General features: G+C 74.3%; 13 protein-coding genes. 10 read left to right on the top strand and 3 right to left on the bottom strand.

The window, feature by feature from the left end:
• Nucleotides 1-6: 6 nt before the first annotated feature.
• The 4 genes from KYT88_RS11365 (at nt 7) to KYT88_RS11350 (ending at nt 6,187) form a co-directional block, all read left to right on the top strand.
• Complete coding sequence (locus KYT88_RS11365) at nt 7-1,698, top strand: ABC transporter ATP-binding protein (RefSeq protein ID WP_043588512.1); 1,692 nt, start codon at nt 7-9, stop codon at nt 1,696-1,698.
• Between the two features lie 98 nt (nt 1,699-1,796).
• Entirely contained in the window at nt 1,797-3,650 is a 1,854-nt protein-coding gene (locus KYT88_RS11360) for an ABC transporter family substrate-binding protein (RefSeq protein WP_043588511.1), read from the top strand.
• A 113-nt stretch (nt 3,651-3,763) separates the two neighbouring features.
• The gene (gene typA, locus KYT88_RS11355; RefSeq protein ID WP_043588510.1) at nt 3,764-5,671 is read left to right on the top strand and encodes a translational GTPase TypA; all 1,908 of its coding nucleotides are present in this window, start codon (nt 3,764-3,766) and stop codon (nt 5,669-5,671) included.
• Nucleotides 5,672-5,677: 6 nt separating this feature from the next.
• Nucleotides 5,678-6,187 (top strand): hypothetical protein, encoded by a 510-nt coding sequence (locus KYT88_RS11350; RefSeq protein ID WP_043588508.1) that lies wholly within the window; start codon nt 5,678-5,680, stop codon nt 6,185-6,187.
• A 40-nt stretch (nt 6,188-6,227) separates the two neighbouring features.
• Here KYT88_RS11350 and efeB read toward each other — a convergent pair whose 3' ends face one another.
• From efeB to efeU, 3 genes are all read right to left on the bottom strand, one after another.
• Nucleotides 6,228-7,550 (bottom strand): iron uptake transporter deferrochelatase/peroxidase subunit, encoded by a 1,323-nt coding sequence (gene efeB / locus KYT88_RS11345; RefSeq protein WP_043588506.1) that lies wholly within the window; start codon nt 7,548-7,550, stop codon nt 6,228-6,230.
• The gene (efeO, locus tag KYT88_RS11340) at nt 7,550-8,767 is read right to left on the bottom strand and encodes an iron uptake system protein EfeO (protein ID WP_043588503.1); all 1,218 of its coding nucleotides are present in this window, start codon (nt 8,765-8,767) and stop codon (nt 7,550-7,552) included. The genes efeB and efeO overlap by 1 nt, the downstream gene beginning before the upstream one ends.
• Before the next feature lie 77 nt (nt 8,768-8,844).
• Complete coding sequence (gene efeU, locus KYT88_RS11335; RefSeq protein ID WP_043588500.1) at nt 8,845-9,729, bottom strand: iron uptake transporter permease EfeU; 885 nt, start codon at nt 9,727-9,729, stop codon at nt 8,845-8,847.
• A gap of 177 nt (nt 9,730-9,906) precedes the next feature.
• Here efeU and KYT88_RS11330 point away from each other — a divergent pair, with 177 nt between their 5' ends.
• From KYT88_RS11330 to KYT88_RS11305, 6 genes are all read left to right on the top strand, one after another.
• The gene (locus tag KYT88_RS11330; protein WP_051629444.1) at nt 9,907-11,265 is read left to right on the top strand and encodes a PIG-L family deacetylase; all 1,359 of its coding nucleotides are present in this window, start codon (nt 9,907-9,909) and stop codon (nt 11,263-11,265) included.
• 40 nt (nt 11,266-11,305) lie between these two features.
• Nucleotides 11,306-11,626: a ferredoxin gene (gene fdxA / locus KYT88_RS11325; protein ID WP_012038863.1), complete on the top strand. Its 321-nt coding sequence runs from the start codon at nt 11,306-11,308 to the stop codon at nt 11,624-11,626.
• A 5-nt stretch (nt 11,627-11,631) separates the two neighbouring features.
• Nucleotides 11,632-12,744, top strand: a complete 1,113-nt coding sequence (gene dapC, locus KYT88_RS11320; protein WP_043588498.1) for a succinyldiaminopimelate transaminase — start codon at nt 11,632-11,634, stop codon at nt 12,742-12,744.
• A gap of 161 nt (nt 12,745-12,905) precedes the next feature.
• Complete coding sequence (locus KYT88_RS11315; RefSeq protein WP_081841007.1) at nt 12,906-14,246, top strand: citrate synthase; 1,341 nt, start codon at nt 12,906-12,908, stop codon at nt 14,244-14,246.
• Nucleotides 14,247-14,403: 157 nt separating this feature from the next.
• Nucleotides 14,404-15,984, top strand: coding sequence for a serine/threonine-protein kinase (locus KYT88_RS11310; protein WP_237583656.1), 1,581 nt, complete (start codon nt 14,404-14,406; stop codon nt 15,982-15,984).
• Nucleotides 15,963-21,995 (top strand): Ig-like domain-containing protein, encoded by a 6,033-nt coding sequence (locus tag KYT88_RS11305; protein WP_237583655.1) that lies wholly within the window; start codon nt 15,963-15,965, stop codon nt 21,993-21,995. Before KYT88_RS11310 ends, KYT88_RS11305 begins: the two co-directional genes overlap by 22 nt.
• Nucleotides 21,996-22,040 lie beyond the last annotated feature (45 nt).

Genomic DNA, 22,040 nt, shown 5'->3' with positions numbered 1-22,040 from the left:
CGCAGCATGACCGCTCACGCGAACGGATCGGACGAGATCGTCCCCATCCTCGAGGTCTCCGGCCTCGGCGTCGACTTCTGGGTCGGCGACGAGTGGATCCCCGCGGCCATCGACCTCGACTACAAGGTCAACCCGGGCGAGGTGCTCGCGATCGTGGGCGAGTCCGGCTCCGGCAAGTCCGTCAGCTCGATGTCGCTGCTCGGCCTCCTGCCCAAGAACGGCCGGGTGCGGGGGAGCGCGAAGCTCAAGGGCGTCGAGATGGTCGGCGCCGACCAGGCCACGCTGCGGAAGGCGCGCGGCAACGACATCGCCGTGATCTTCCAGGAGCCCATGACCGCGCTCAACCCCGTCTACACGGTGGGCTTCCAGATCGTGGAGGCCCTGCGCGTCCACAACTCGATCATCCCGTCGGCCGCCAAGGTGCGCGCGCTCGAGCTCCTGAAGCTCGTCGAGATGCCGGACCCGGAGAAGGCGTTCGACTCCTACCCGCACCAGCTGTCCGGCGGACAGCGCCAGCGCGCCATGATCGCGCAGTCGCTGTCGTGCGACCCCGACATGCTCATCGCGGACGAGCCCACGACGGCGCTCGACGTGACGATCCAGGCCGAGATCCTCGACCTGCTGCGCCGCCTCCACCAGCGCCTCAACAGCGCGATCGTGATCATCACGCACGACATGGGCGTGGTCGCCGACCTCGCGACCAACGTCATCGTCATGAAGAGCGGCCGCATCGTCGAGCGCGGCTCGGTGCGCGAGATCTTCCAGTCGCCGAAGGACCCGTACACCAAGCAGCTGCTCGCGTCGGTGCCCCACCTCGGCACGGGCGAGGCGACGCAGGTCGAGGTCGTCGAGCGCACGACGGAACCCGCCATCTCCCTCAAGGAGGTGGACATCGACTACCCGAAGCTCGGCCGCGTGCCGGCGTTCCGGGCGGTCTCGGGCGCGTCCTTCGACATCCACCCGGGCGAGGTCGTCGGCGTCGTGGGGGAGTCGGGATCCGGCAAGACCACGATCGCGCGCGCCGCGGTCGGCCTCCTGCCCGTCGCGGGCGGCGAGCTCACGGTCGCCGGACGCCGCATGACCGGCATCTCGGCGAAGGACCTCCGGGCCGTGCGCCGCGAGATCGGCATCGTGTTCCAGGATCCGGGTTCCTCGCTGAACCCGCGCTGGCCCATCGGCCAGAGCATCGGCGAGCCGCTCGAGCTCTCGGGGCAGTTCTCGAAGAAGCAGCAGAGCGACCGGGTCGAGGAGCTCCTCGAGCAGGTCGAGCTGCCCCGCAGCTTCCGCAACCGGTACCCGAACGAGCTCTCCGGCGGACAGCGTCAGCGCGTCGGCATCGCGCGGGCGCTCGCGCTGCGGCCCAAGGTGCTCGTCGCCGACGAGCCCACCTCGGCGCTCGACGTGTCGGTGCAGGCCCGCGTGCTCGCGCTGCTGCAGGAGATCCAGAAGGAGCTCCAGTTCGCGTGCCTGTTCGTGAGCCACGACCTCGCGGTGGTCGACCTCCTCGCCGACCGCATCGTCGTGATGAACCACGGCAAGATCGTGGAGCAGGGGCCGACGGAGTCGATCCTCCGGAACCCGCAGCACCCGTACACGCAGAAGCTCATCGCCGCGGTCCCGCTGCCGGATCCCGACCAGCAGAAGGAGCGCCGCGAGCTCCGCGAGGCGCTGCGCGACCAGCAGCCGCCCGCGGCCTGATCCGCGCCCGCACGACCCGGCCCGCCGTCCGACGCACCCCCTCGCGGGGGCGCGCGGGCGGCGGGCCTCGTCGTGCCGCTCGCGTAGGATCGACGGCGATGGACAGCGACACGCGAGGCCCCGGGGCCGCTCGAGCCCGGCGCCCGCGAGGGATCCGCCGGGCCGTCCGCGGTGCGTCCGCCGCCGTCGCGCTGGCGCTCGTCGCCGGCCTCGCCGCCTGCTCGCCGACCACCGGGATGGTGGCCGACACCGAGATCCGCGCCGCGGTCCCCACCTCCTTCACCTCCTACAACGCGGCGTCGCGCACGGGGGGCACCGTGGGCAACGAGGAGATCGTGCACGCGACGAACTCACGGTTCTCGGAGGTCGCCGCGGACGGCACCGTCGCGGCGGACCCGGGCTTCGGGACCGCGAAGGTCGTCTCGCGCGACCCGTTCACGGTGGAGTACACCGTCGCCGAGGGCGTCCGCTGGTCCGACGGCGAGCCCGTCGACGCGGCGGACCTCCTGCTCGCCTGGGCCGCCGGATCCGGCGCGCTCGACACCCCCGGCTTCGACCCGTCCGGGTACGTCGACGAGACGACGGGCGGCTACACGGGCCCGCTGCCGGAGCAGACCGTCTACTTCGACGCAGCCGCGGACGAGACGCTCTCGCACGTCACCCGCACGCCCGAGATCGGCGACGGCGGCCGGTCGATCACCATGGTCTTCGACGAGTACGCGCCCGACTGGCGGCTCGCCTTCGAGGTGGGCCTGCCCGCGCACAGCGTGGTGCAGCTCGCGCTCGACATGTCGAGCCCGGGCCGCGCGAAGCAGACGCTCGTGGACGCCGTGCAGGATCGCGCGCCCGAGCTCCTCTCGCCCATCTCCGACGCGTGGAACCGCGGGTTCGGCGTGGCCGAGATCGCCGCGCACCCGGATCGCGCCGTGGGCTCCGGCCCGTACGCCATCGAGTCGATCGACCCGGGGACCTCCATCACGCTGCGCGCCAACCGCTTCTACACGGGGCTGCACCGGCCGTCGGTCGAGCGCATCGTCGTGTCCGCCATCGAGGATCCCGCCGCCGCCGTCGCCGCCCTCCAGGCGGGCGAGGTCGACGTCATCGCGCCCGCGGCCGACGCGGAGGTGTCCGACGCGCTGTCCGGGATCGCCGGCGTGCAGGTCGTGCGCGGATCCTCAGACACCTGGGAGCGGCTCGACCTGCAGACCCTCGGCGCACGCGACCCGGCCATGTCGGACGTCGCGGTCCGCACCGCGTTCCTCTCCACCGTGCCGCGGGACACGATCGTCCGTCAGGCCGCGCTGCCGGCGGATCCCGACGCCACGACGCGCGACTCGTTCGTGCTCGCTCCCGGATCCGACGGCTACGACGACCAGGTGCGCGCCAACGGATCCAGCCGCTTCGACGACGTGGACATCGACGAGGCGCGGCAGCTGCTCGCGTCGGTCGGCCGCACGGCGCCCGAGGTCTGCGTGCTCTACGACCCCGCCGACCCCCGCCGCGTGGCCGCGTTCGACGCCATCCGGGACTCCGCCGAGAAGGCCGGCTTCGTCGTGACCGACTGCTCGACCCCGCAGTGGGAGAGCGTGCTCGACCAGCCCGGCGCCTACGACGTCGCGCTCCTGTCCTCCCAGGACGCGTACCCGTCCGTGGCCGGGATCCGCGCCGCGCACGAGTCGCGCGCCGACGCCCGCGACGGGCAGGCGACGGCCGACCCCGACGTCGCGTCCCTCTTCGCGTCGCTCAGCCGCACCGAGGACGCCGACGCGCGCGACGAGCTCCTCCTGCGCCTGGACCGCCGCATGTACGGCGACCGCGCCGGCCTGCCGCTGTACCAGCTGCCCGCGCTCGCGGCCGTGCGCGACGGGATCGGCGGGGTCCAGGTGTCGCCGCACCAGGCGGGGATCCTCGACGACGCCTGGCGCTGGACGCTGTCACGCGACGCTCCCTGACCCGGTTTGCATCGGCACGGTAGGCTGGTGGTCGCTGGGAATAGCAGACGGCGGCTCTTCGCCCTCCTCCCTTGATGACAAGGCCGGCACCCTCTCCACTGAAGGACAGCACTATGGCGCTAGTCGCGCGCAACGACCTCCGCAATGTGGCCATCGTGGCCCACGTCGACCACGGCAAGACCACGCTCGTCGACGCCATGCTCAAGCAGACGAACTCGTTCGACGCCCACTTCGAGGGCGAGGACCGCATGATGGACTCGAACGACCTCGAGCGCGAGAAGGGCATCACGATCCTCGCGAAGAACACCGCGGTGCTCTACAACGGGAAGCACGCGGACGGCTCGCCCATCGTCATCAACGTGATCGACACCCCGGGCCACGCCGACTTCGGCGGCGAGGTCGAGCGCGGCCTGTCCATGGTCGACGGCGTCGTGCTCCTCGTCGACGCGTCCGAGGGCCCGCTGCCCCAGACGCGCTTCGTGCTCCGCAAGGCGCTCGAGGCGAAGCTGCCCGTGATCCTCCTGGTCAACAAGACCGACCGCCCCGACGCGCGCATCGACGAGGTCGTGGCCGAGAGCCAGGACCTGCTCCTCGGCCTCGCCTCCGACATGTCGGACGAGCACCCGGACCTCGACCTCGACGCGATCCTCGACGTGCCCGTCGTCTACGCCTCCGGCCGCAACGGCGCCGCGAGCGCGAACAAGCCGGAGAACGGCACGCTGCCGGACAACGACGACCTCGAGCCGCTCTTCAAGGCGATCCTCGACCACGTCCCGGCGCCCACCTACGACGACCAGCACCCGCTGCAGGCCCACGTCACCAACCTCGACGCGTCGCCGTTCCTCGGCCGCCTCGCCCTCCTCCGCGTCTTCAACGGCACGATCAAGAAGGGCCAGCAGGTGGCCTGGGTCAAGCACGACGGCACCGTCAAGAACGTGAAGATCACCGAGCTCCTCATCACGAAGGCGCTCGACCGCTTCCCGACCGAGTCCGCGGGCCCCGGCGACATCGTCGCCGTCGCCGGCATCGAGGACATCACCATCGGCGAGACGCTCGCCGACCCGGACGACGTCCGCCCGCTGCCCACCATCACGGTGGACGACCCGGCCATCTCGATGACCATCGGCACCAACACCTCGCCGATGATCGGCAAGGTCAAGGGCCACAAGCTCACCGCCCGCATGGTCAAGGACCGCCTCGACCGCGAGCTCATCGGAAACGTCTCCATCAAGCTGGTCGACATCGGTCGTCCGGACGCCTGGGAGATCCAGGGCCGCGGCGAGCTCGCGCTCGCGATCCTCGTGGAGCAGATGCGCCGCGAGGGCTTCGAGCTCACCGTCGGCAAGCCGCAGGTGGTCGTCAAGCAGGTCGACGGCAAGGTGCACGAGCCCTTCGAGCACCTCACCATCGACTCGCCCGAGGAGTACCTCGGCGCGATCACGCAGCTCCTCGCCGCCCGCAAGGGCCGCATGGAGGGCATGAGCAACCACGGCACCGGCTGGGTCCGCATGGAGTTCGTCGTCCCGTCGCGCGGCCTCATCGGCTTCCGCACGGAGTTCCTCACGATCACGCGCGGCGCGGGCATCGCCAACGCCGTGTCGCACGGCTACGAGCAGTGGGCGGGCGAGATCACGACCCGCGTCAACGGCTCGATCGTCGCGGACCGCTCCGGCGTCGCCACCCCGTTCGCCATGGTGGCCCTGCAGGAGCGCATGTCGTTCTTCGTGGAGCCGACCCAGGAGGTCTACGAGGGCATGGTCGTGGGCGAGAACTCGCGCGCCGACGACATGGACGTGAACATCACGAAGGAGAAGCAGCTGACCAACATGCGTCAGTCGACCTCCGACTCCTTCGAGCGCATGACGCCCTCGCGGCGCCTGACGCTCGAGGAGTGCCTCGAGTTCGCCCGCGAGGACGAGTGCGTGGAGGTCACGCCCGAGTTCGTGCGGATCCGCAAGGTCGAGCTGGACGCGAACGCCCGACAGCGCAAGACGTCGCGACTGAAGAAGCAGAACGCGTAGCGCAGCATGACCCCGACGAGCCCGTCCACCAGGTCCCTCCGCACGAGGGGGCTGGCGGCCGGGCTCGTCCTCGTCCCCGCCCTCGTCCTCACCGGATGCAGCCAGGTGGGCGAGGTCGTCCGCGACGCCGCGCATGAGGGCGTGAAGCAGGTGCGGCACAGCGTCGAGGACGTGATCGGCGACACGCTCGGCAAGGTCCAGGTGTCGACGGACGGCCACGTCCCCGACTCGTTCCCCTCAGACGCCGTGCCCTTCGCCGAGGGGAAGCTGCTCGGCGGGGGAGCGGCCCCCGAGGACGCCGGCTGGGTGGCGCAGGTCGCGGTGCCGGACGTCGAGGGCGGGTTCACCGATGCCCGGGCGCGCCTCGAGGCCGCCGGCTACGCGTCGAGCGACATCGCGAGCGACGCGCAGAGCGGCTACGGGCGGTTCACGACCGACGCGTACTCCGTCATCGTCACGGTCTCGGCCGACCTCGGATCCCCGGTCGCCACGTACGTGGTGATGCCCGCGGGCTGAGACCGGGGGCCCCAGGGCCAGCCCGGCGGCGAGCGCCGGATCAGGAGGCGAGGAGCGTCTCCCCGACGTAGCCGTCGCGCGAGGCGCCCGGCGGAACCGCCCAGATCCCGCCGCCGACGTGCCGCAGGTACTCGTTCATCGCGTCGCGGGCGAGGCTCCGCTGGATGGGGATGAACTGCGTGCGCGGATCCCGCTGGAACGCCAGGAAGAACAGGCCCGCGTTGAGGCGGCCGAGGTCGTCGTTGCCGTCGACGAAGTTGTAGCCGCGGCGGAGCAGCACCGCGCCGTCGTTGGCGTCCGGGTGCGCGAGGCGCACGTGGGACGCGGGATCGATGAGCGGTGCGCCCGCGCGCCCGGTGGCGTGGAAGTCGGGGGCGGTCATCTCGGTGCCGCCGCTGAGGGGCGCGCCGGATCCCTTCGTGCGGCCGACCACGCGCTCCTGCTCGCGGAGCGACGAGCGGTCCCAGGTCTCGATCGTCATGCGGATGCGGCGGGCGACGAGGTAGGAGCCGCCCTGCATCCACGCCTCGGCGGGGGTGGATCCCGCGTCGGCCCAGACGTGGTCGTCGACCTGGCGCGTGTCCTCGGACTTGACGTTGGCGGTGCCGTCCTTGAATCCGAACAGGTTCCGCGGCGTGACCTGCGCGCGGCTCGTCGACGAGGTGCGGCCGAAGCCGAGCTGCGACCAGCGGATGGAGGCCCGGCCGAACGCGATGCGCGAGAGGTTGCGGATCGCGTGCACGGCCACCTGCGGGTCGTCGCTGCAGGCCTGGATGCAGAGGTCGCCGCCCGTGGCCTGCGGGACGAGGGCCTCGCCCGGGAAGCGCGGCAGGTCGACGAGCGCGGCGGGCCGGCGGTCGGCGATGCCGAAGCGGTCGACGCCGTCCGCCGTCGTGAACAGCGACGGGCCGAGGCCGAACGTGATCGTGAGGCCGGCGGGCGGCAGGTCGAGCGCCTCGCCCGTGTCGTCGGGCGGGGAGTCGTACGGTCCGTCGACCGCGCCGAGCGCGCCCGCGGATCCGCCTGCCGTCATGCGCGCGGCCGCGGCGCTCCAGTCCTGCAGGAGCGAGATCAGGCCGGCGCGGTCGATGTCGGCGACGTCGAACGCGGCGAAGTGCAGGCGGTCCTGGGCGGGCGTCGTGATCCCCGCCTGGTGCGCGCCGTGGAACGCGTACGTGGCGCCGCCCGCGGCCTGGCGCGCGCCCGCGAAGGCGCGATCGGCCATGACGCCGCCCGCGGAGCCGACCAGGCCGCCGCCGAGCGCGCCCGCGCCGAGGAGGCCGAGGATCCCGCGGCGGGAGATGCCGGCGGACGCCGGGGTCGCGGGGGCGTCGGCGGCCGTGGTGGTCTCGTGGTCCGTCATCAGCCGACGAGCGCGCCGGTGAGCTTCGACAGCGGCTCGGCCAGCGCGTTCACGCCGTCCGCGAGGCCCTTGACCTGCTCGGTGGTCAGCTCGTCGTAGGTCGTGAAGCCCTTCTCGAGGGATCCGTAGGCGGCGAGGTCCTTCTCGAGCGACGCGAACTGCGCGTCGAGCGTGGCGACGAGCTGCGGGTCCTTGGGCGCGACGATGTCGCGGACGCCCTCGTACGCGACGCGCGCGCCCTCGAGGTTCGCCTGGAAGTCCCAGAGGTCGGTGTGCGACCAGATCTCCTCCTCGCCGGTGATCTTGCCGGAGGCGACCTCGTCCATCAGCCCGACGGCGCCGTTGGAGACCGTGGAGATGTCGACCGAGAAGCCGTCCGCGTGGACGGCGTCGTAGAGCTTCTGCGTGTCGGCGGTGAGCTCCTGGGCGAAGTGCGCGCGGTCCGCCGCGGCGAGCGGCGTGTAGACGTCGCCGCCGTTCGCGTCGGGCGATGGCTGCCAGAGGTCCTTCTCGATGCGGTGCCACCCGGTCCACTCGGTGCCGGGCTCGACGTCGGCCTCGCGGAAGTCGATCTCCGGGTCGAGGTCGCCGAACGACTCCGCCACGGGCTCGACGCGCTCGTAGTACGCGCGGGCAGTGGGGTAGAGCGCGCGCGCCTTGTCGTCGTCGCCCGCGAGGTACGCGGCGGCGAACTCCTGCGTGGCCGGGAGGAGGCGGCCCACCTGGTCCTTGACGTAGGCGAGGTACGCGGCGGCCGCGTCCTGGCCCTGCTGCTCCGCGTCGCCCGCGAGCGCGACCTGGTCACCCGTGACGGTGAAGGGCGCGCGGCCGACGCCGTCGCCGACCATGCCGGGCTTGCAGACGGTGTAGTAGCTGCCGGGCTGGGCGGTGAGCACGAGGTCGCGCTCGATCCCGGGGCTCACGTTCTCGACCTCGCCGACGATGCGCAGGCCGTCGTCCGCGAGCAGGTAGAACTCGGTCACCTGGTCGGTGGAGTTCGTGACGTGGAACGAGACCGTGCCGCTGGGGGCGGTCGCGGCGGACACCGTGCACGCGTCGGCGGAGCTGTCGACCGTGAGCTGCGTGACGCCGGAGTCGGCGGACGCGGCACCTGCGCCGGCGTCGGCGGATCCGGTCGGGGTGTTCGCGACGCAGCCGGAGAGGGCGAGGGCGGCGCCGGCGAGCAGGGCGGCGGCGGGGAGGGTCGAGCGCTTCATGTGTCCTCGGGGGAGCGGGCCGGCGGTGCCGGGCGGTGGATGGGGAGGAGAGCGGGAGGTGCGGGGGAGCCGACGGGTCAGCGGGCGGCCGGCGCGTCGGCGACGCGGGCGGGGTAGGCGGCGGGAGCAGCGGAGGCGACGGGTGCCGGGCGCGCCCGCTGTCCTCGCCGCGCGAGCCGGAGGTAGACGGTGAGCGTGGGCACGACGTACAGCACCCACGTGATCGCCTCGAGCCAGGTGGTGGCGGGGGAGAAGTTGACGGTGCCCTTGAGCAGCGTTCCGTACCAGGATCCGGGCGGGACCGCGCCGGAGACGTCGAACGCGAGCGCGCCGAGCCCGGGCAGGATCCCCGCCTCCTGGAGGTCGTGCACGCCGTACGCGAGCACGCCGCCCGCCACGACGATGAGGAGCGCGCCCGTCCAGGTGAAGAAGCGCGCGAGGTCGATGCGGAGCACCCCGCGGTAGACGAGCCAGCCGAGCGCGACGGCGGTGACGAGCCCGAGGCCCGCGCCGACGAGCGGCATGGTGGTGGCACCGGTGGCCTGCACGGCCGACCAGAGGAACAGCGCCGTCTCGATCCCCTCGCGGCCGACGGCGAGGAAGGCCACGGCGACGAGGCCCCACGCCGCGCCCGCGATGGCCCGGTCGACGGCGCCCTGCAGCTCGGAGCGCATGTCCTTCGCGGTGCGCAGCATCCAGAACACCATCCAGGTGACGAGGCCCGTCGCGACGATGGAGAGGGAACCGCCGATGGCCTCCTGCGCCTCGAAGGTGAGGCCGTAGGCGCCGTAGGTGAGGATCGCGCCGACGGACAGGGCGAGGAGGACGGCGAGCCCGACGCCGAGCCAGAGCCGGCCGAGCACGTCGCGGCGGCCGATCTTGACGACGTAGGCGATGAGGATGGTGACGACCAGCGCGGCCTCGAGGCCCTCGCGCAGGCCGATCAGGTAGTTCGCGAACACGCGTGCGCCTCTCCGGGCGGCGGACGCGACGGGACGCGCCCTATTGCTAGTGTGGGGAAATGTAGGTGAGGCTTGCCTTACCTCGTGCACAGTAGCGCGGGGGCGGGATCGCGTCCAGTCGACCGTCCCGGGCGGGTGCCCAGGGAGCGGCCCGCGGCCCGCGGCTAGGATCGCCGGATGACCTCCGGCACGTCCCGACGCCCCGATCGGGCCGCCCGCACCGCCCGTCCCGAGCGCGAGCACGTGCTGTTCGTGCACGCCCACCCCGACGACGAGAGCATCGTCACGGGCGGCACCATCGCGAGGCTCGTGCGCGACGGCGTCCCCGTCACCGTGCTCACGTGCACGCGGGGGGAGCGCGGCGACGTGATCCCCGACGAGCTCCGCCATCTGGAGGGCGACCTGCGCGCGCTCGCCGACCACCGGGAGACCGAGCTGGCCGACGCCATGGCCGCGCTCGGCGTCACCGACCACCGCTTCCTCGGGGATCCGGATGCCCGCTGGAAGGGCCTCGAGCCCCGCCGCTACGTCGACTCCGGCATGGAGTGGGGCGACGAGGGCGTGCCCGTGGCGCTGCGGCCGCTCGATCCCGACTCGCTGTGCGCGGGCGACGAGGCCGACGAGGCGCGCGACGTGCTCGCGGTCATCGCGGACACGGACGCCACGAGCGTCATCACCTACGACGACCACGGCGGCTATGGGCACCCGGACCACGTGCGCACGCACGTCATCGCGACCTGGGCGGCCGAGGAGGCGGGGATCCCCGCGTACCTCATCACCACGACCGCGTCCTCGGCGCGCGAGGCGCACGAGCTCGTGGCCGCGCGGGGGCGCTTCCCCGCGCCCGAGGCGGATCCGGCCGGGACGCTCGTGCTGGCGGACGACCAGGTCGACCTGGCCGTGGACGCGTCCGAGGTGCTCGACGCCAAGATCCGCGCGATCGCCGCGCACCGCACGCAGACCGTCGTCGACGGCGACCAGTTCGCGCTCTCGCACGGCATCGGGGCGCCCATCGCGCCCGTCGAGCTGTTCCGGCTGCACCGGCCGGCCGGCGCCGCCGCCGCCGACGGGACCCCGCGTCCCCCGCGCGGCGCGCAGCGGATCGGCACGGCGGTCGCGTCGCTCGTGCTCGGCCTGCTCGTGGGCGCGGTCGGCACGGCCGCGCACCGGGCGACCCTGCCGGTGGGCGGGATCGCGCTGCCGGTCGGCCTCGTCCTCGCGCTCGCGACGCTCGCGTGCCTGCTGGTCGCGTTCCGCCTGCTCCTCGTCGACCGCCTGCACGCGCTCTGCCTCGGGCTCGGCGTGGTCGCGGCCGTCGCGGTCCTCGGCACGCGCGGGCCGAGCGGATCCGTGCTGTTCCCCGACGACGGGCTGAGCCAGGTGTGGGCGGTTGCGCCCGCGATCCTCGTCGCGGCCGTGGTCGTGTGGCCCCGGTTCTCGACGCGCGCGCCCGGCGCCGACGCCCGCCCGGATCCCGCCGCCGCCGCGGGATCCGACGCCCCGGCCCCGGCCGGGACGGGCTCGCGCGCCGCGTAGACTCGTCGGGCCGCACCGCTCCCGGAAGGACCCGCCCGAAGTGACCTACGTCATCGCCCTGCCCTGTGTCGACGTCAAGGACCGCGCCTGCATCGACGAGTGCCCGGTGGACTGCATCTACGAGGGCGAGCGGTCGCTCTACATCCACCCGGACGAGTGCGTGGACTGCGGCGCCTGCGAGCCGGTGTGCCCGGTCGAGGCCATCTACTACGAGGACGACCTGCCCGAGAAGTGGTCCGACTACTACACGGCCAACGTCGAGTTCTTCGCCGAGATGGGATCCCCGGGCGGCGCGACCAAGGTCGGCGTCACCGCGGGCGACCACCCCGTGATCGCGGCGCTCCCCGTCCAGAACGGCTGACGCGCGTGGCCCTCGGCGAGCTCCCCGACTACCCCTGGGACCAGATGGCCCCGTACGCCGAGCGGGCCGGGCGGCACCCGGACGGCATCGTCGACCTCAGCATCGGGTCGCCCGTGGATCCGACGCCCACGCTCATCCGCGACGCGCTCGCCTGGGCGACCGACGCGCACGCGTACCCGACGACGGTCGGCACGCCTGAGCTCCGGCGGGCGATGGTCGACTGGCACGCCCGGCGCCGGAACGCGACGCTCGACGTCGACCAGGTGCTGCCGACCATCGGCTCCAAGGAGATGGTGGCCTGGCTGCCGTTCATGCTCGGGCTCGGCGAGGGCGACGCCGTCGTGCACCCGCGCGTCTCGTACCCCACCTACGCGATCGGCGCCGCGCTCGCCGGCGCCGAGAGCGTGCCGGCCGACGACCCGGCGGAGTGGCCCGCGTCCACGCGCCTCGTCTGGCTGAACTCGCCCAGCAACCCGGACGGCCGCGTGCTCGGCGTCGACGCGCTGCGCGCCGCCGTGGCCCGCGCCCGGGAGCTCGGCGCCGTCATCGCGAGCGACGAGTGCTACGCCGAGCTCGGCTGGGACGGGGAGTGGGCCTCGGGCCCGACGCCCTCGATCCTCGACGCGCGCGTCGTCGGCGACGACCACGCGGGCGTCCTCGCGCTCTACTCGCTGAGCAAGCAGTCGAACCTCGCCGGGTACCGGGCCGCCCTCGTCGCGGGCGACCGGGACCTCATCGCCCGGCTGATCCGCGTCCGCAAGCACGCGGGGCTCCTCCCGCCCGCGCCGCTGCAGCACGCCATGACCGTGGCGCTCGGCGACGACGACCACGTGCGCGCCCAGCGAGAGCTGTACCGCGCCCGCCGCGACGCGCTCCGGCCCGCGCTCGAGGACGCCGGCTGGCGCATCGACGGCAGCGAGGCGGGCCTCTACCTCTGGGCGACCCGCGGCCGGGACGCCTGGGAGGGGATCGCGGAGCTCGCCGACATCGGGATCCTCGCGGGCCCCGGCCCGTTCTACGGCGACGCCTCTCCCGAGCACGTGCGCCTGTCGCTCACGGCGACGGACGAGCGCATCGCGCAAGCCGCCGCCCGGCTCCGCGCCTCCTCCACCGCGTAGCGCGACCTCCAACGGATCCGGCCGGATGCTGGCGGAGGCGACAGTGTCCCTGTCAGCCCTTTAGGCTGTAGTCGGCTCGGATCCCGACGCCGCGACGGCGCCACGAGCGCTCGACGGCGCGCATCCCCCCGGGTCATCCACCACACACTCGAGGAGGCGCCGTGACCGATGGCGGGCAGCAGGCGGACGACCGGCCGAAGGCGGACGAGCCCCAGGCGGAGCAGAAGCCCACGGCGACCCTGACGTACCCGGGCGGACGGGTGGAGTTCCCCATCCTCCCCGCGGTCGAGGGCGCGTCCAGCATCGACATCTCGGCGCTCACGAAGAAGACGGGCCTCACGACGCTCGACAACGGCTTCGTCAACACCGCGTCGACCCGCTCGGCCATCACCTACATCGACGGCGAGCAGGGGATCCTGCGCTACCGCGGCTACCCCATCGAGCAGCTCGCGCGCCAGTCGAGCTACCTCGAGGTCGCCTGGCTCCTCATCCACGGCGAGCTGCCGACGAGCGACGAGCTCGCGGGGTTCGAGGACGACATCCGTCGCCACACGCTCCTGCACGAGGACTTCAAGGGCCTCTTCCGCGCGCTGCCCACGAACGCGCACCCCATGTCGGTGCTCTCGAGCGCGGTCTCGGCCCTCTCCACCTACTACGAGGACTCGCTGAGCGTCCACGACCCCGAGCAGGTCGAGATCTCCACGCTCCGCCTGCTGGCGAAGCTGCCCGTCATCGCGGCGTACGCGCACAAGAAGAGCCTCGGCCAGGCGTTCCTCTACCCGGACAACTCGCTGAGCTTCGTCGACAACTTCCTGCGGCTGAACTTCGGCAACAACGCGGAACGCTACGAGGTCGATCCCGTGGTCAGCCGCGCGCTCGAGCGCCTGCTGATCCTGCACGAGGACCACGAGCAGAACGCGTCGACGTCGACCGTGCGGCTCGTCGGATCCACCGAGGCGAACATGTTCTCCTCCGTCTCCGCGGGCATCGGCGCGCTCTTCGGCCCGCTGCACGGCGGCGCGAACGAGGCCGTGCTCGCCATGCTCGGCCGCATCCGCGACTCCGGCGAGGGCGTCGACCGCTACGTGGAGCGCGTGAAGAACAAGGAGGACGGCGTCCGCCTCATGGGCTTCGGGCACCGCGTCTACAAGAACTTCGACCCGCGCGCCCGCCTCGTGAAGGAGAGCGCCGACGAGGTGCTCGCGGCCCTCGGGATCCAGGACCCGCTGCTCGACATCGCCAAGGAGCTCGAGGCGGTCGCCCTCGCGGACGACTACTTCATCGAGCGGAAGCTCTACCCGAACGTGGACTTCTACACGGGCGTCATCTACAAGGCGATGGGCTTCCCCACGCGCATGTTCACGGCGCTGTTCACCATCGGGCGCCTGCCCGGCTGGATCGCGCACTGGCGCGAGATGAACGAGGACCAGGCCACCAAGATCGGCCGCCCGCAGCAGCTCTACATCGGCCGGCCCGCGCGCGACCTGCCGCCGCGCGACTAGCCCGACCAGCACGACCGTCGCTCCCGAACAGGGGGCGTCCGGAGGTCGCCGACCCGTGTACCCGCGCGGATCGGCGACCTAGACTCGTCTCACAGCGAGAGATCCATCCGCCGCCCGCAACAGCCCCTGCCGTCGGTCCCGACCCGAAGAGGGGGCCATGGCCAGACGCCTGCCGTCCGCCCCGCCGGTGCTGCCGGGGTTCACCTACGTGACGGTCCTCGGTTCCGGCGGCTTCGCCGACGTGTTCCTCTACGAGCAGGACATGCCGCGCCGCCAGGTCGCCGTGAAGGTGATGCTCGCGGAGATCGTGACCGAGCGACTCCGCGCCATGTTCCGCGCCGAGGCCGACCTCATGGCGCAGCTGAGCGCGCACCCGTCGGTGCTCACCGTGCACCAGGCGTCCGTCGCCGCCGACGGCCGCCCGTACCTCGTGATGGAGCTGTGCTCGTCGAGCCTCAGCGACCGGTACCGCCGCGAGCCGCTCGGCGTCGCGGAGGTGCTGCGCGTGGGGATCCGCATCGCGAGCGCCGTGGAGACCGCCCACCGCGCGGGCGTGCTGCACCGCGACATCAAGCCGGCGAACATCCTCACGACCGCGTTCGGGCACCCCGTGCTCAGCGACTTCGGCATCGCCTCGACGCTCGAGGACGCCGCCGCGACCGACGCCGTGGGCCTGTCGATCCCGTGGTCGGCGCCCGAGGTGCTCGCCGACGAGAGCCCGGGCACCGTGCGGAGCGAGGTGTGGTCGCTCGCCGCGACCGTGTACTCGCTGCTCGCGGGCCGCAGCCCCTTCGAGGTGCCGGGCGGGCAGAACGCGCCCGCGGACCTCGTGGCGCGGATCCAGCGGGCGCGGCCCCTGCCGACCGGGCGCGCCGACGTGCCCGAGCGGCTCGAGCTGGTGCTGCGCCGCGCGATGTCGCGGCAGCCGGACGCCCGGCCGGAGTCGGCGCTCGCGTTCGTGCGCGAGCTGCAGGCGGTGGAGGCGGAGCTGCGGCTCGCGCAGACGCCGCTCGAGGTCGCGAGCGAGGAGTGGGCGTCGGCCGTGGCGGCCGGCGTCGACGAGGACGACGACCCGACGCGCGTGCGCGGCATCGCGCAGGTGGATCCGGGGACGACCGGGCCGGGCGGCGCGCGCGGCGCGGCGGGCGTCCGGCGCGCGCGGCGGAAGGCGGCACCCGCGACGTCCGCGGTGGCGCGGCAGACGGCGGGCGCGGCGCGTCCCGGCTCCCCGGCGACCGCGTCCGATCAGGTGCGGGCGGGATCCGCGTCCACCTCCCTCGGCCGGTCCGGTTCCGGGCCCGTCGGCCTCTCCGCCCCGGCCCGGCCCGCCGTCGCCGGCCGGCGCGCGTTCCTCGCACGGCACCGCGTGGCGTTCGCGGCGGCCGCCGCCGGCGCGATCGCCGCGAGCGTGGGCGTGGGCGTGCTGCTCGGCGGGTCGGGCGGCGGCACCGCGACGCGCGACATCCCGGTGGTGGGCGAGATCCAGGCGTCCGCCGCCGCCGACGGCGTCCTGTTCTCCTGGAGCGACCCCGGCCTCGGCGCCGACGACGCGTACCAGGTGGTGCGCGATGGCGGGCTGCCGAGCACCCAGCGCGACACGACCTTCCGGGTGACGTCCGGATCGGGCGGCACCGCGGGTGCCGGAGCGGACGGCCGCGCCTGCATCCGCGTCACCGTCACGCGCGACGGCATCGCCGGGGACGCATCGACCGAGAAGTGCGCGGAGCTCCCGCGATGATCCGCGAGTGGATCCGCCGCCACCGCCAGGCCGCGACGACCGTCACCGGCGGCGCCGTCGTGCTCGCGCTGCTCACGGGCTTCGCCCTCGTCTCCGACGGCTACCAGGCGCAGCGCGTCGACCTCGACGACGGATCCGTGTGGGTCGTCAACTCCGCGCAGCAGGCGATCGGCCGCGCCAACACGGCCGTGCTCGAGCTCGACAGCGTCGTCGACTCCCGCAGCGAGGACATCGACGTGCTGCAGACGGGATCCACCGTGCTGCTCGCCGACCGCGGCAGCTCGCGCCTCGACGTGGTCGACGACGCGACGAGCCAGGTCGTCGACACGGCGCCGCTGCCGGCGGGCGCCGAGGTCATGCTCGCGGGGTCCCGCGCGGCGATCCTCGTGCCGGCGACGGGCCAGCTGTGGCTCGTGCCGGTCGCGGGCCTCTCCGCGTTCGACGCCGCGAGCGCGCCCACGCTCATCCTCGGGGCCGACGCCGTCGCGTCCATGGGCGACGACGGCACGCTGCTCGTGTACTCCGCCGCGACGGGGACGCTGTCGCGCATCCAGGCCGCGACCGAGGACACCGTGCGGGAGACGGTCGACGTCGGGCCCGTCGGCGCGCCCGTGGACGCCGCGGCAGACACACCGGCCGACCCCGCGGCGGCCGTCGCGGGCGAGACCGTCCAGGCGGGGGATCCCGGCCGCCCCGCCGGCCAGCGCCTCGCGCTCACGTCCGTCGACGGCCGGTGGGCGCTGTACGACGCCGACGCGCGCGCCCTCCTCGTCGACGGGCGGACGGTCGACCTCGCCGGATCCGTGGCCGCGGACGCGCGCGTCGCCCTCCAGCGCGCGTCGTCGGATGCCGGCGGCGTGCTCGTCGCGCACTCGGGCGGGCTGGTCGAGGTGCCGGTCGCGGGCGGGGATCCGGTCGTCGTGAGCGACGCGGTCCGCGGCGACCCCGCGCGTCCCGTCCGCGTCGCCGGCTGCGAGTACGCGGGCTGGGCCGACGGATCCGGCTGGCAGCGCTGCCTCGCGCCCGCGGTCCTCGCGGGTGGGGGCGACGGCGACCGGGACGCCAGGCGCACGACGGCGGGCGCCACGGGCGACCTCGGATCCATGCCGCAGCAGGCCGCCCTGCGCTTCCTCGTCGACGGCACGCGCGTCGTGCTCAACGACATGCGCGGCGGCACCGCATGGGCCGTGCAGCGCGACGCGGGCCTCATCGACAACTGGGCCGACCTCATCGACCGGGACCGCTCCGACACCGTCGTCGAGCAGAACACGGCGGACACCCCGCCCGAGACCGACCGCGTGCAGCAGCCGCCCGTCGCGGTCGACGACGACCTCGGCGCGCGCCCCGGCCGCACGACCGCGCTGCCCGTGCTCCTCAACGACCACGACCCGAACGGCGACGTGCTCGTGATCGACTCCGTCACGCCCGTGGACGCCGCGGTCGGGGCGGTCGACATCGTGGACGAGGGCCAGGGCCTCCAGCTCGCGCTCGCCGCGGGCGCATCCGGCACCGTGCGGTTCTCCTACGTCGTGAGCGACGGACGCGGCGGCACCGCGACGGCCGACGTCCGCGTCGCCGTGCGCGGGGCCGACGAGAACGCGCCGCCCGAGCAGGCGCGGCCCGCGACCGGCACGGTCGCGGAGGGCGACCGGCTGCAGACCGACGTGCTGGGCGGCTGGTACGACCCCGACGGGGATCCGATGTACCTCACGCGCGCGAGCGTCCCCGCGCCCGACGCCGTCAGCTGGAAGCCAGAGGGGCGCGTCGTCTACACGGACGCCGGGGCGGGAGGCGACACGCGGACCGTCGCGCTGCAGGTGTCCGACGGGCGCGAGGAGGGCTCGGGCGAGCTGGTCGTCACGGTGCGCCGCGCCGGGGACGTGCCGCTCGTCGCCGAGGGCTTCGTCGTGCAGGCGGCGATCGGGCGCGAGATCACGGTCGAGCCGCTGACGCACGCGCGCGGCGGGAGCGGCGCGATCCGGCTGGCGGCCGTGCCCGCGCGGGCCGGCCTGCAGATCACGCCCGACCTCGAGGCCGGCACCTTCCGCCTCGAGGGCGGCCAGGCGGGCACGCACCTGCTCGAGTACACGGTGACCGACGGGCGGACGACGGCGACCGGCGTCGTGCGCGTCGAGGTGCGCGGCGCCCCCGCGTCCGACGGCCGGCCCGTGACGGTGCCGCACACCGTGTTCGTGCGCGCCCTCCAGGCGCAGGACGTGGACGTGCTCCAGACCGACTTCGATCCCGCGGGCGGGGTGCTCGTGATCACCGGCGCGGTCGCGCCCGACGAGGCGGTGGGCGTGCGCGCGGAGGTCGTCGGGCAGCGGCTCGTGCGGATCAGCCTGACCAGGCCGCTCGACGGTCCGGTGGACGTGGAGTACCGCGTGAGCAACGGCGTGGCCGAGGCGACCGGCGTGATCACCGTGATCGAGGTGCCCGAGCCCGCCGTGCGCCAGCCGCCCGTCGCGACCGACGACCGCGTGGCCGTGCGCGTGGGCGACGCCGTGGACATCCCCGTGCTCGCCAACGACCAGCAGCCCGACGGCGACCGGCTGCGCCTCGACCCCGTGCTCGTGGATCCGCTGCCCGAGGGCGCCGGCCTCCTCTTCGCGAGCGAGGACCGCCTGCGCTACCTCGCGCCCGAGCGCACGGGCGACTACACCGCCGTCTACCGCGCGGTCGCGCCCGACGGGCAGTGGGCGACCGCGACGCTCACCGTCTCCGTGCGCGAGGCCGACGTGGCGACCAACGCCGAGCCCGTGCCGCGACCGCTGACGGCGCGAGTGCTCGCGGGGGAGACCGTGCGGATCCCCGTGCCGCTCACCGGCATCGACCCCGACGGCGACTCGGTGCGGCTCCTCGGGCAGGACACCGGGCCCGAGAAGGGCCAGGTCGTCGAGGTGGGCCCGGACTGGATCGACTACCAGGCGGGCGACTACTCCACGGGAACGGACGCGTTCGCGTACGCCGTCGTCGACGGGCTGGGCGCGCGGGCGACCGGGACGATCCGCGTGGGAATCAGCCCGCGCGTCGAGGGCGCAAGGAACCCCGTCGCCACCGCCGACACCGTGACCGTGCGGCCCGGCCGCGTGCTCCGCGTGCAGGTGCTCGCGAACGACACGGATCCCGACGGCGGCGCGCTCTCGCTCGTCTCGGTGCAGCCGCAGGCCGAGGGCCTCGTCGCGGGGCTCGACGGCGACACCGTGCGCGTCGTCGCGCCCGACGCGGCCGGGCGCTACGGCTTCGTGTACGGCGTGCGCAACGCGCGCGGCGGCAGCGACGAGGCGTTCCTCACCGTGATCGTGGATCCCGCCGCGCCGCCCACCCGCCCGATCGCGCGCGACACGGTGCTCCAGCTCTCCGACGTGCTCGACCGGTCGAGCGTCGACGTCGACGTCATGCGGAACGTCTTCTCCGCGGAGGGCGACGCGTCGTCGCTCGTGCTCGCCGTCGGTGCCGGCTACGAGGACGTGGCGCTGGTGACGGGCGACGGCCGGATCCGCGTCGAGGTCGGCGACGAGCGCCGCATCGTCCCGTTCACGGTGGCGCAGCCCGACGACCCGTCCGTCTCCGCGACGGCCTTCGTCTGGGTGCCGGGCTTCGAGGACACGCTGCCGCAGCTGCGCGTGGGCGAGCCGCGGCCGACCGTGCCGAGCGGCGAGCGGCTCGTGGTCGAGCTCGACCGGCAGGTGGTCGCGGCGGGCGGCCGGGCCGTGCGCATCGCGGATCCGAACTCGCTGTCGGCGACGCACGCCGACGGGCCCGTGGAGCTCGTGGACGAGGACACCATCGCGTACCGCAGCGAGCCGGGGTACTTCGGGCCGGCGGCGATCTCCTTCACCGTGACCGACGGGTCGGGCGCGGGCGGGCGCACGGCAGCGCTCGTGCTGCCGATCACCGTGACGCCCACCGAGAACCAGCCGCCCGTCTTCACGGGCGCGGTCATCGACCTCGAGCCGGGTCAGTCCAAGGACGTCGACCTCGGCCGCCTCACCACCTACCCGTACCAGGACGACCGCGGGCAGCTCGCCTTCGCGCTGGAGGGATCCGTCGCCGCCGGGTTCCGCGCGTCCGTCGACGGCGGCACGCTCCGCATATCCGCCGACGAGGGCGTCGCGACGGGGCAGGCCGCGTCGTTCCCGGTGAGCGTGCGCGACGCCACGCAGACCGGGCGCGCGGGCCGAGTGGACCTCCGCGTCGTGCCGTCGACGCGCCCGCTCGCGCAGCCCGCGACGGACGAGGGCACCGTTACGCGCGGATCCTCCACCTCCGTCGACGTGCTCGCCAACGACCAGGCCGGCAACCCCTTCCCGGGCACGCCGCTCACGGTCGCGTCCATCCGCGGTGCCGACGGCGCGAGCCTCCCCGCGGGCGTCACCGTCACGCCGTCGGCCGACCGCGCGACGCTCGCCGTGAGCGCGTCCGCCGACGCCGAGCCCGGCGACGTGCGCGTGCAGTACGAGGTGCGCGACGCCACGGGCGACGCGGGGCGGGCCGCGTTCGGCACCGTCGTGATCCACGTGCAGGACCGCCCGGGACCGGTCTCGGCCCTCCGCGCCTCCGGCTTCGCGGACCGGTCGCTGACGGTGGCGTTCGAGCCGGGCGCCTTCAACGGATCCGCCATCACGGGCTACCAGCTGCGCGTCCTCCGCGGCGGCACCGCGACCGCGACCGTCACCTGCCCGTCGACGACCTGCACCGTGCCGACCCCCGGCAACGGGCCCGCGAACCCGGTGCAGGTCGAGGTCTCCGCGGTGAACGGCGTGGGCACCTCGGACCCCGTCTCGATCTCGGGCCTGTGGTCGGACGTGCTCCCGGCCGCGCCCGCGGGCCTCGCGGTCGAGCCGCTCGTCGACGGGCTGCGCCTCTCGTGGCAGCCGTCGGCCGTGCCGTCGTCGTCGAGCCCGGTCACGCAGTACGTCGTGGGGGTGGGCGGCCTCACGCGGCAGGTCGCCTCCGACGCCACGAGCGTCGAGGTGCGCGATCCGTCGCTCGTCGCCGAGGTGCCCGTCGCGGTCTCGGTGGCCGCGCGCAACAGCGCCCAGGTGCAGGACGGGACCGCGTGGCTCGCCGCCACCGCGACCGGCACGCCGCGCGGCGCCCCGACCGCCACCGGCGCGCCCGCCGCGGTCGCCGACGCGGCCGACGAGACGCGCGTCACCGTCTCGTGGCCGGCGTTCCAGGGCCAGGGCGTCGACGGGATCCGCTACCTCGTCGCCGCGTACGCCCCGGGATCCGCGCCCGGCTGCACGGTGCCCACCGAGGGCGTGTCGCCGTGGTCGGCCGAGCACGGTCCCGCGGTCGAGGTGGGCGGCGCGACCAGCCACGTCTTCACCGGCCTCGCCACCGACCAGCCCGTCGCGTTCGCCGTGCTCGCCGCCAACAGCCAGGGCTGCACGGTCGTCGAGGCCGGCCAGCTGACCCCGCGCACCGCGCCGTCCACGCCCGTCGTCCGCGTCGACCTGCCGAGCCCCGACCGGCCGGGCGACGGCGTCTTCCGCGCGGTGCTCGCCGACGCGCGCTACCGGCCGGGCAGCGCGTCCGCGTCCGCGCAGCTGCTGTACCGGGTCGACGGCCAGGGCGACGGCGTTCCCATCGGCGTCGGCCAGGCCCTCACGCTGCCGCGCACCGGGGTCGGCGCGACGATCCAGGTCCGCGTCGTCGAGGACTCGGGCGACGGGCGCCCGCGCTCGAGCGGCTGGTCGGATCCGGTCTCCGCCGGCACCGCGGTGGACGCGCGCGCGGGCGACGTGCGGTCCGCCACCGACGACGCGGGCGTCACGACCTTCTCGTGGACCTCGATGCCGCCGGCCGCCGGACGCGGCGCGCGCGTCGCCGACGGCGGCGGGTACGCGCGCAGCGAGTGGCGCTGCGGCGGCCAGGGCGCGTGGACCGACGCGTCCTCGGGCGCTGCCGGGTCCTGCACGGTCCCGGCCGGCGGCGAGCGGATCCTCGAGGTGCGCGTCACCGCGAACTCGGGCACGCTGTACACGTACGCCCACCGTGGATGACGGCCGTTCCCGCGGCTCCGACGCCGGACCCGAGGCCGCACCCGA

This window comes from Clavibacter sp. A6099, from assembly GCF_021919125.1.
Lineage (GTDB): Bacteria > Actinomycetota > Actinomycetes > Actinomycetales > Microbacteriaceae > Clavibacter > Clavibacter seminis.
Note: the sequence above shows the minus strand (reverse complement) of the source record. Positions and strands in the feature narration are given on the sequence as shown.

Excerpts from the sequence above, each read along its gene's own strand:
- KYT88_RS11330 (WP_051629444.1), top strand. The coding sequence starts at position 9,907 with ATGACCTCCGGCACGTCCCGACGCCCCGATCGGGCCGCCCGCACCGCC.
- efeO (WP_043588503.1), bottom strand. The coding sequence starts at position 8,767 with ATGAAGCGCTCGACCCTCCCCGCCGCCGCCCTGCTCGCCGGCGCCGCC.
- KYT88_RS11365 (WP_043588512.1), top strand. The coding sequence starts at position 7 with ATGACCGCTCACGCGAACGGATCGGACGAGATCGTCCCCATCCTCGAG.
- KYT88_RS11350 (WP_043588508.1), top strand. The coding sequence starts at position 5,678 with ATGACCCCGACGAGCCCGTCCACCAGGTCCCTCCGCACGAGGGGGCTG.
- typA (WP_043588510.1), top strand. The coding sequence starts at position 3,764 with ATGGCGCTAGTCGCGCGCAACGACCTCCGCAATGTGGCCATCGTGGCC.
- efeB (WP_043588506.1), bottom strand. The coding sequence starts at position 7,550 with ATGACGGACCACGAGACCACCACGGCCGCCGACGCCCCCGCGACCCCG.
- KYT88_RS11310 (WP_237583656.1), top strand. The coding sequence starts at position 14,404 with ATGGCCAGACGCCTGCCGTCCGCCCCGCCGGTGCTGCCGGGGTTCACC.
- KYT88_RS11360 (WP_043588511.1), top strand. The coding sequence starts at position 1,797 with ATGGACAGCGACACGCGAGGCCCCGGGGCCGCTCGAGCCCGGCGCCCG.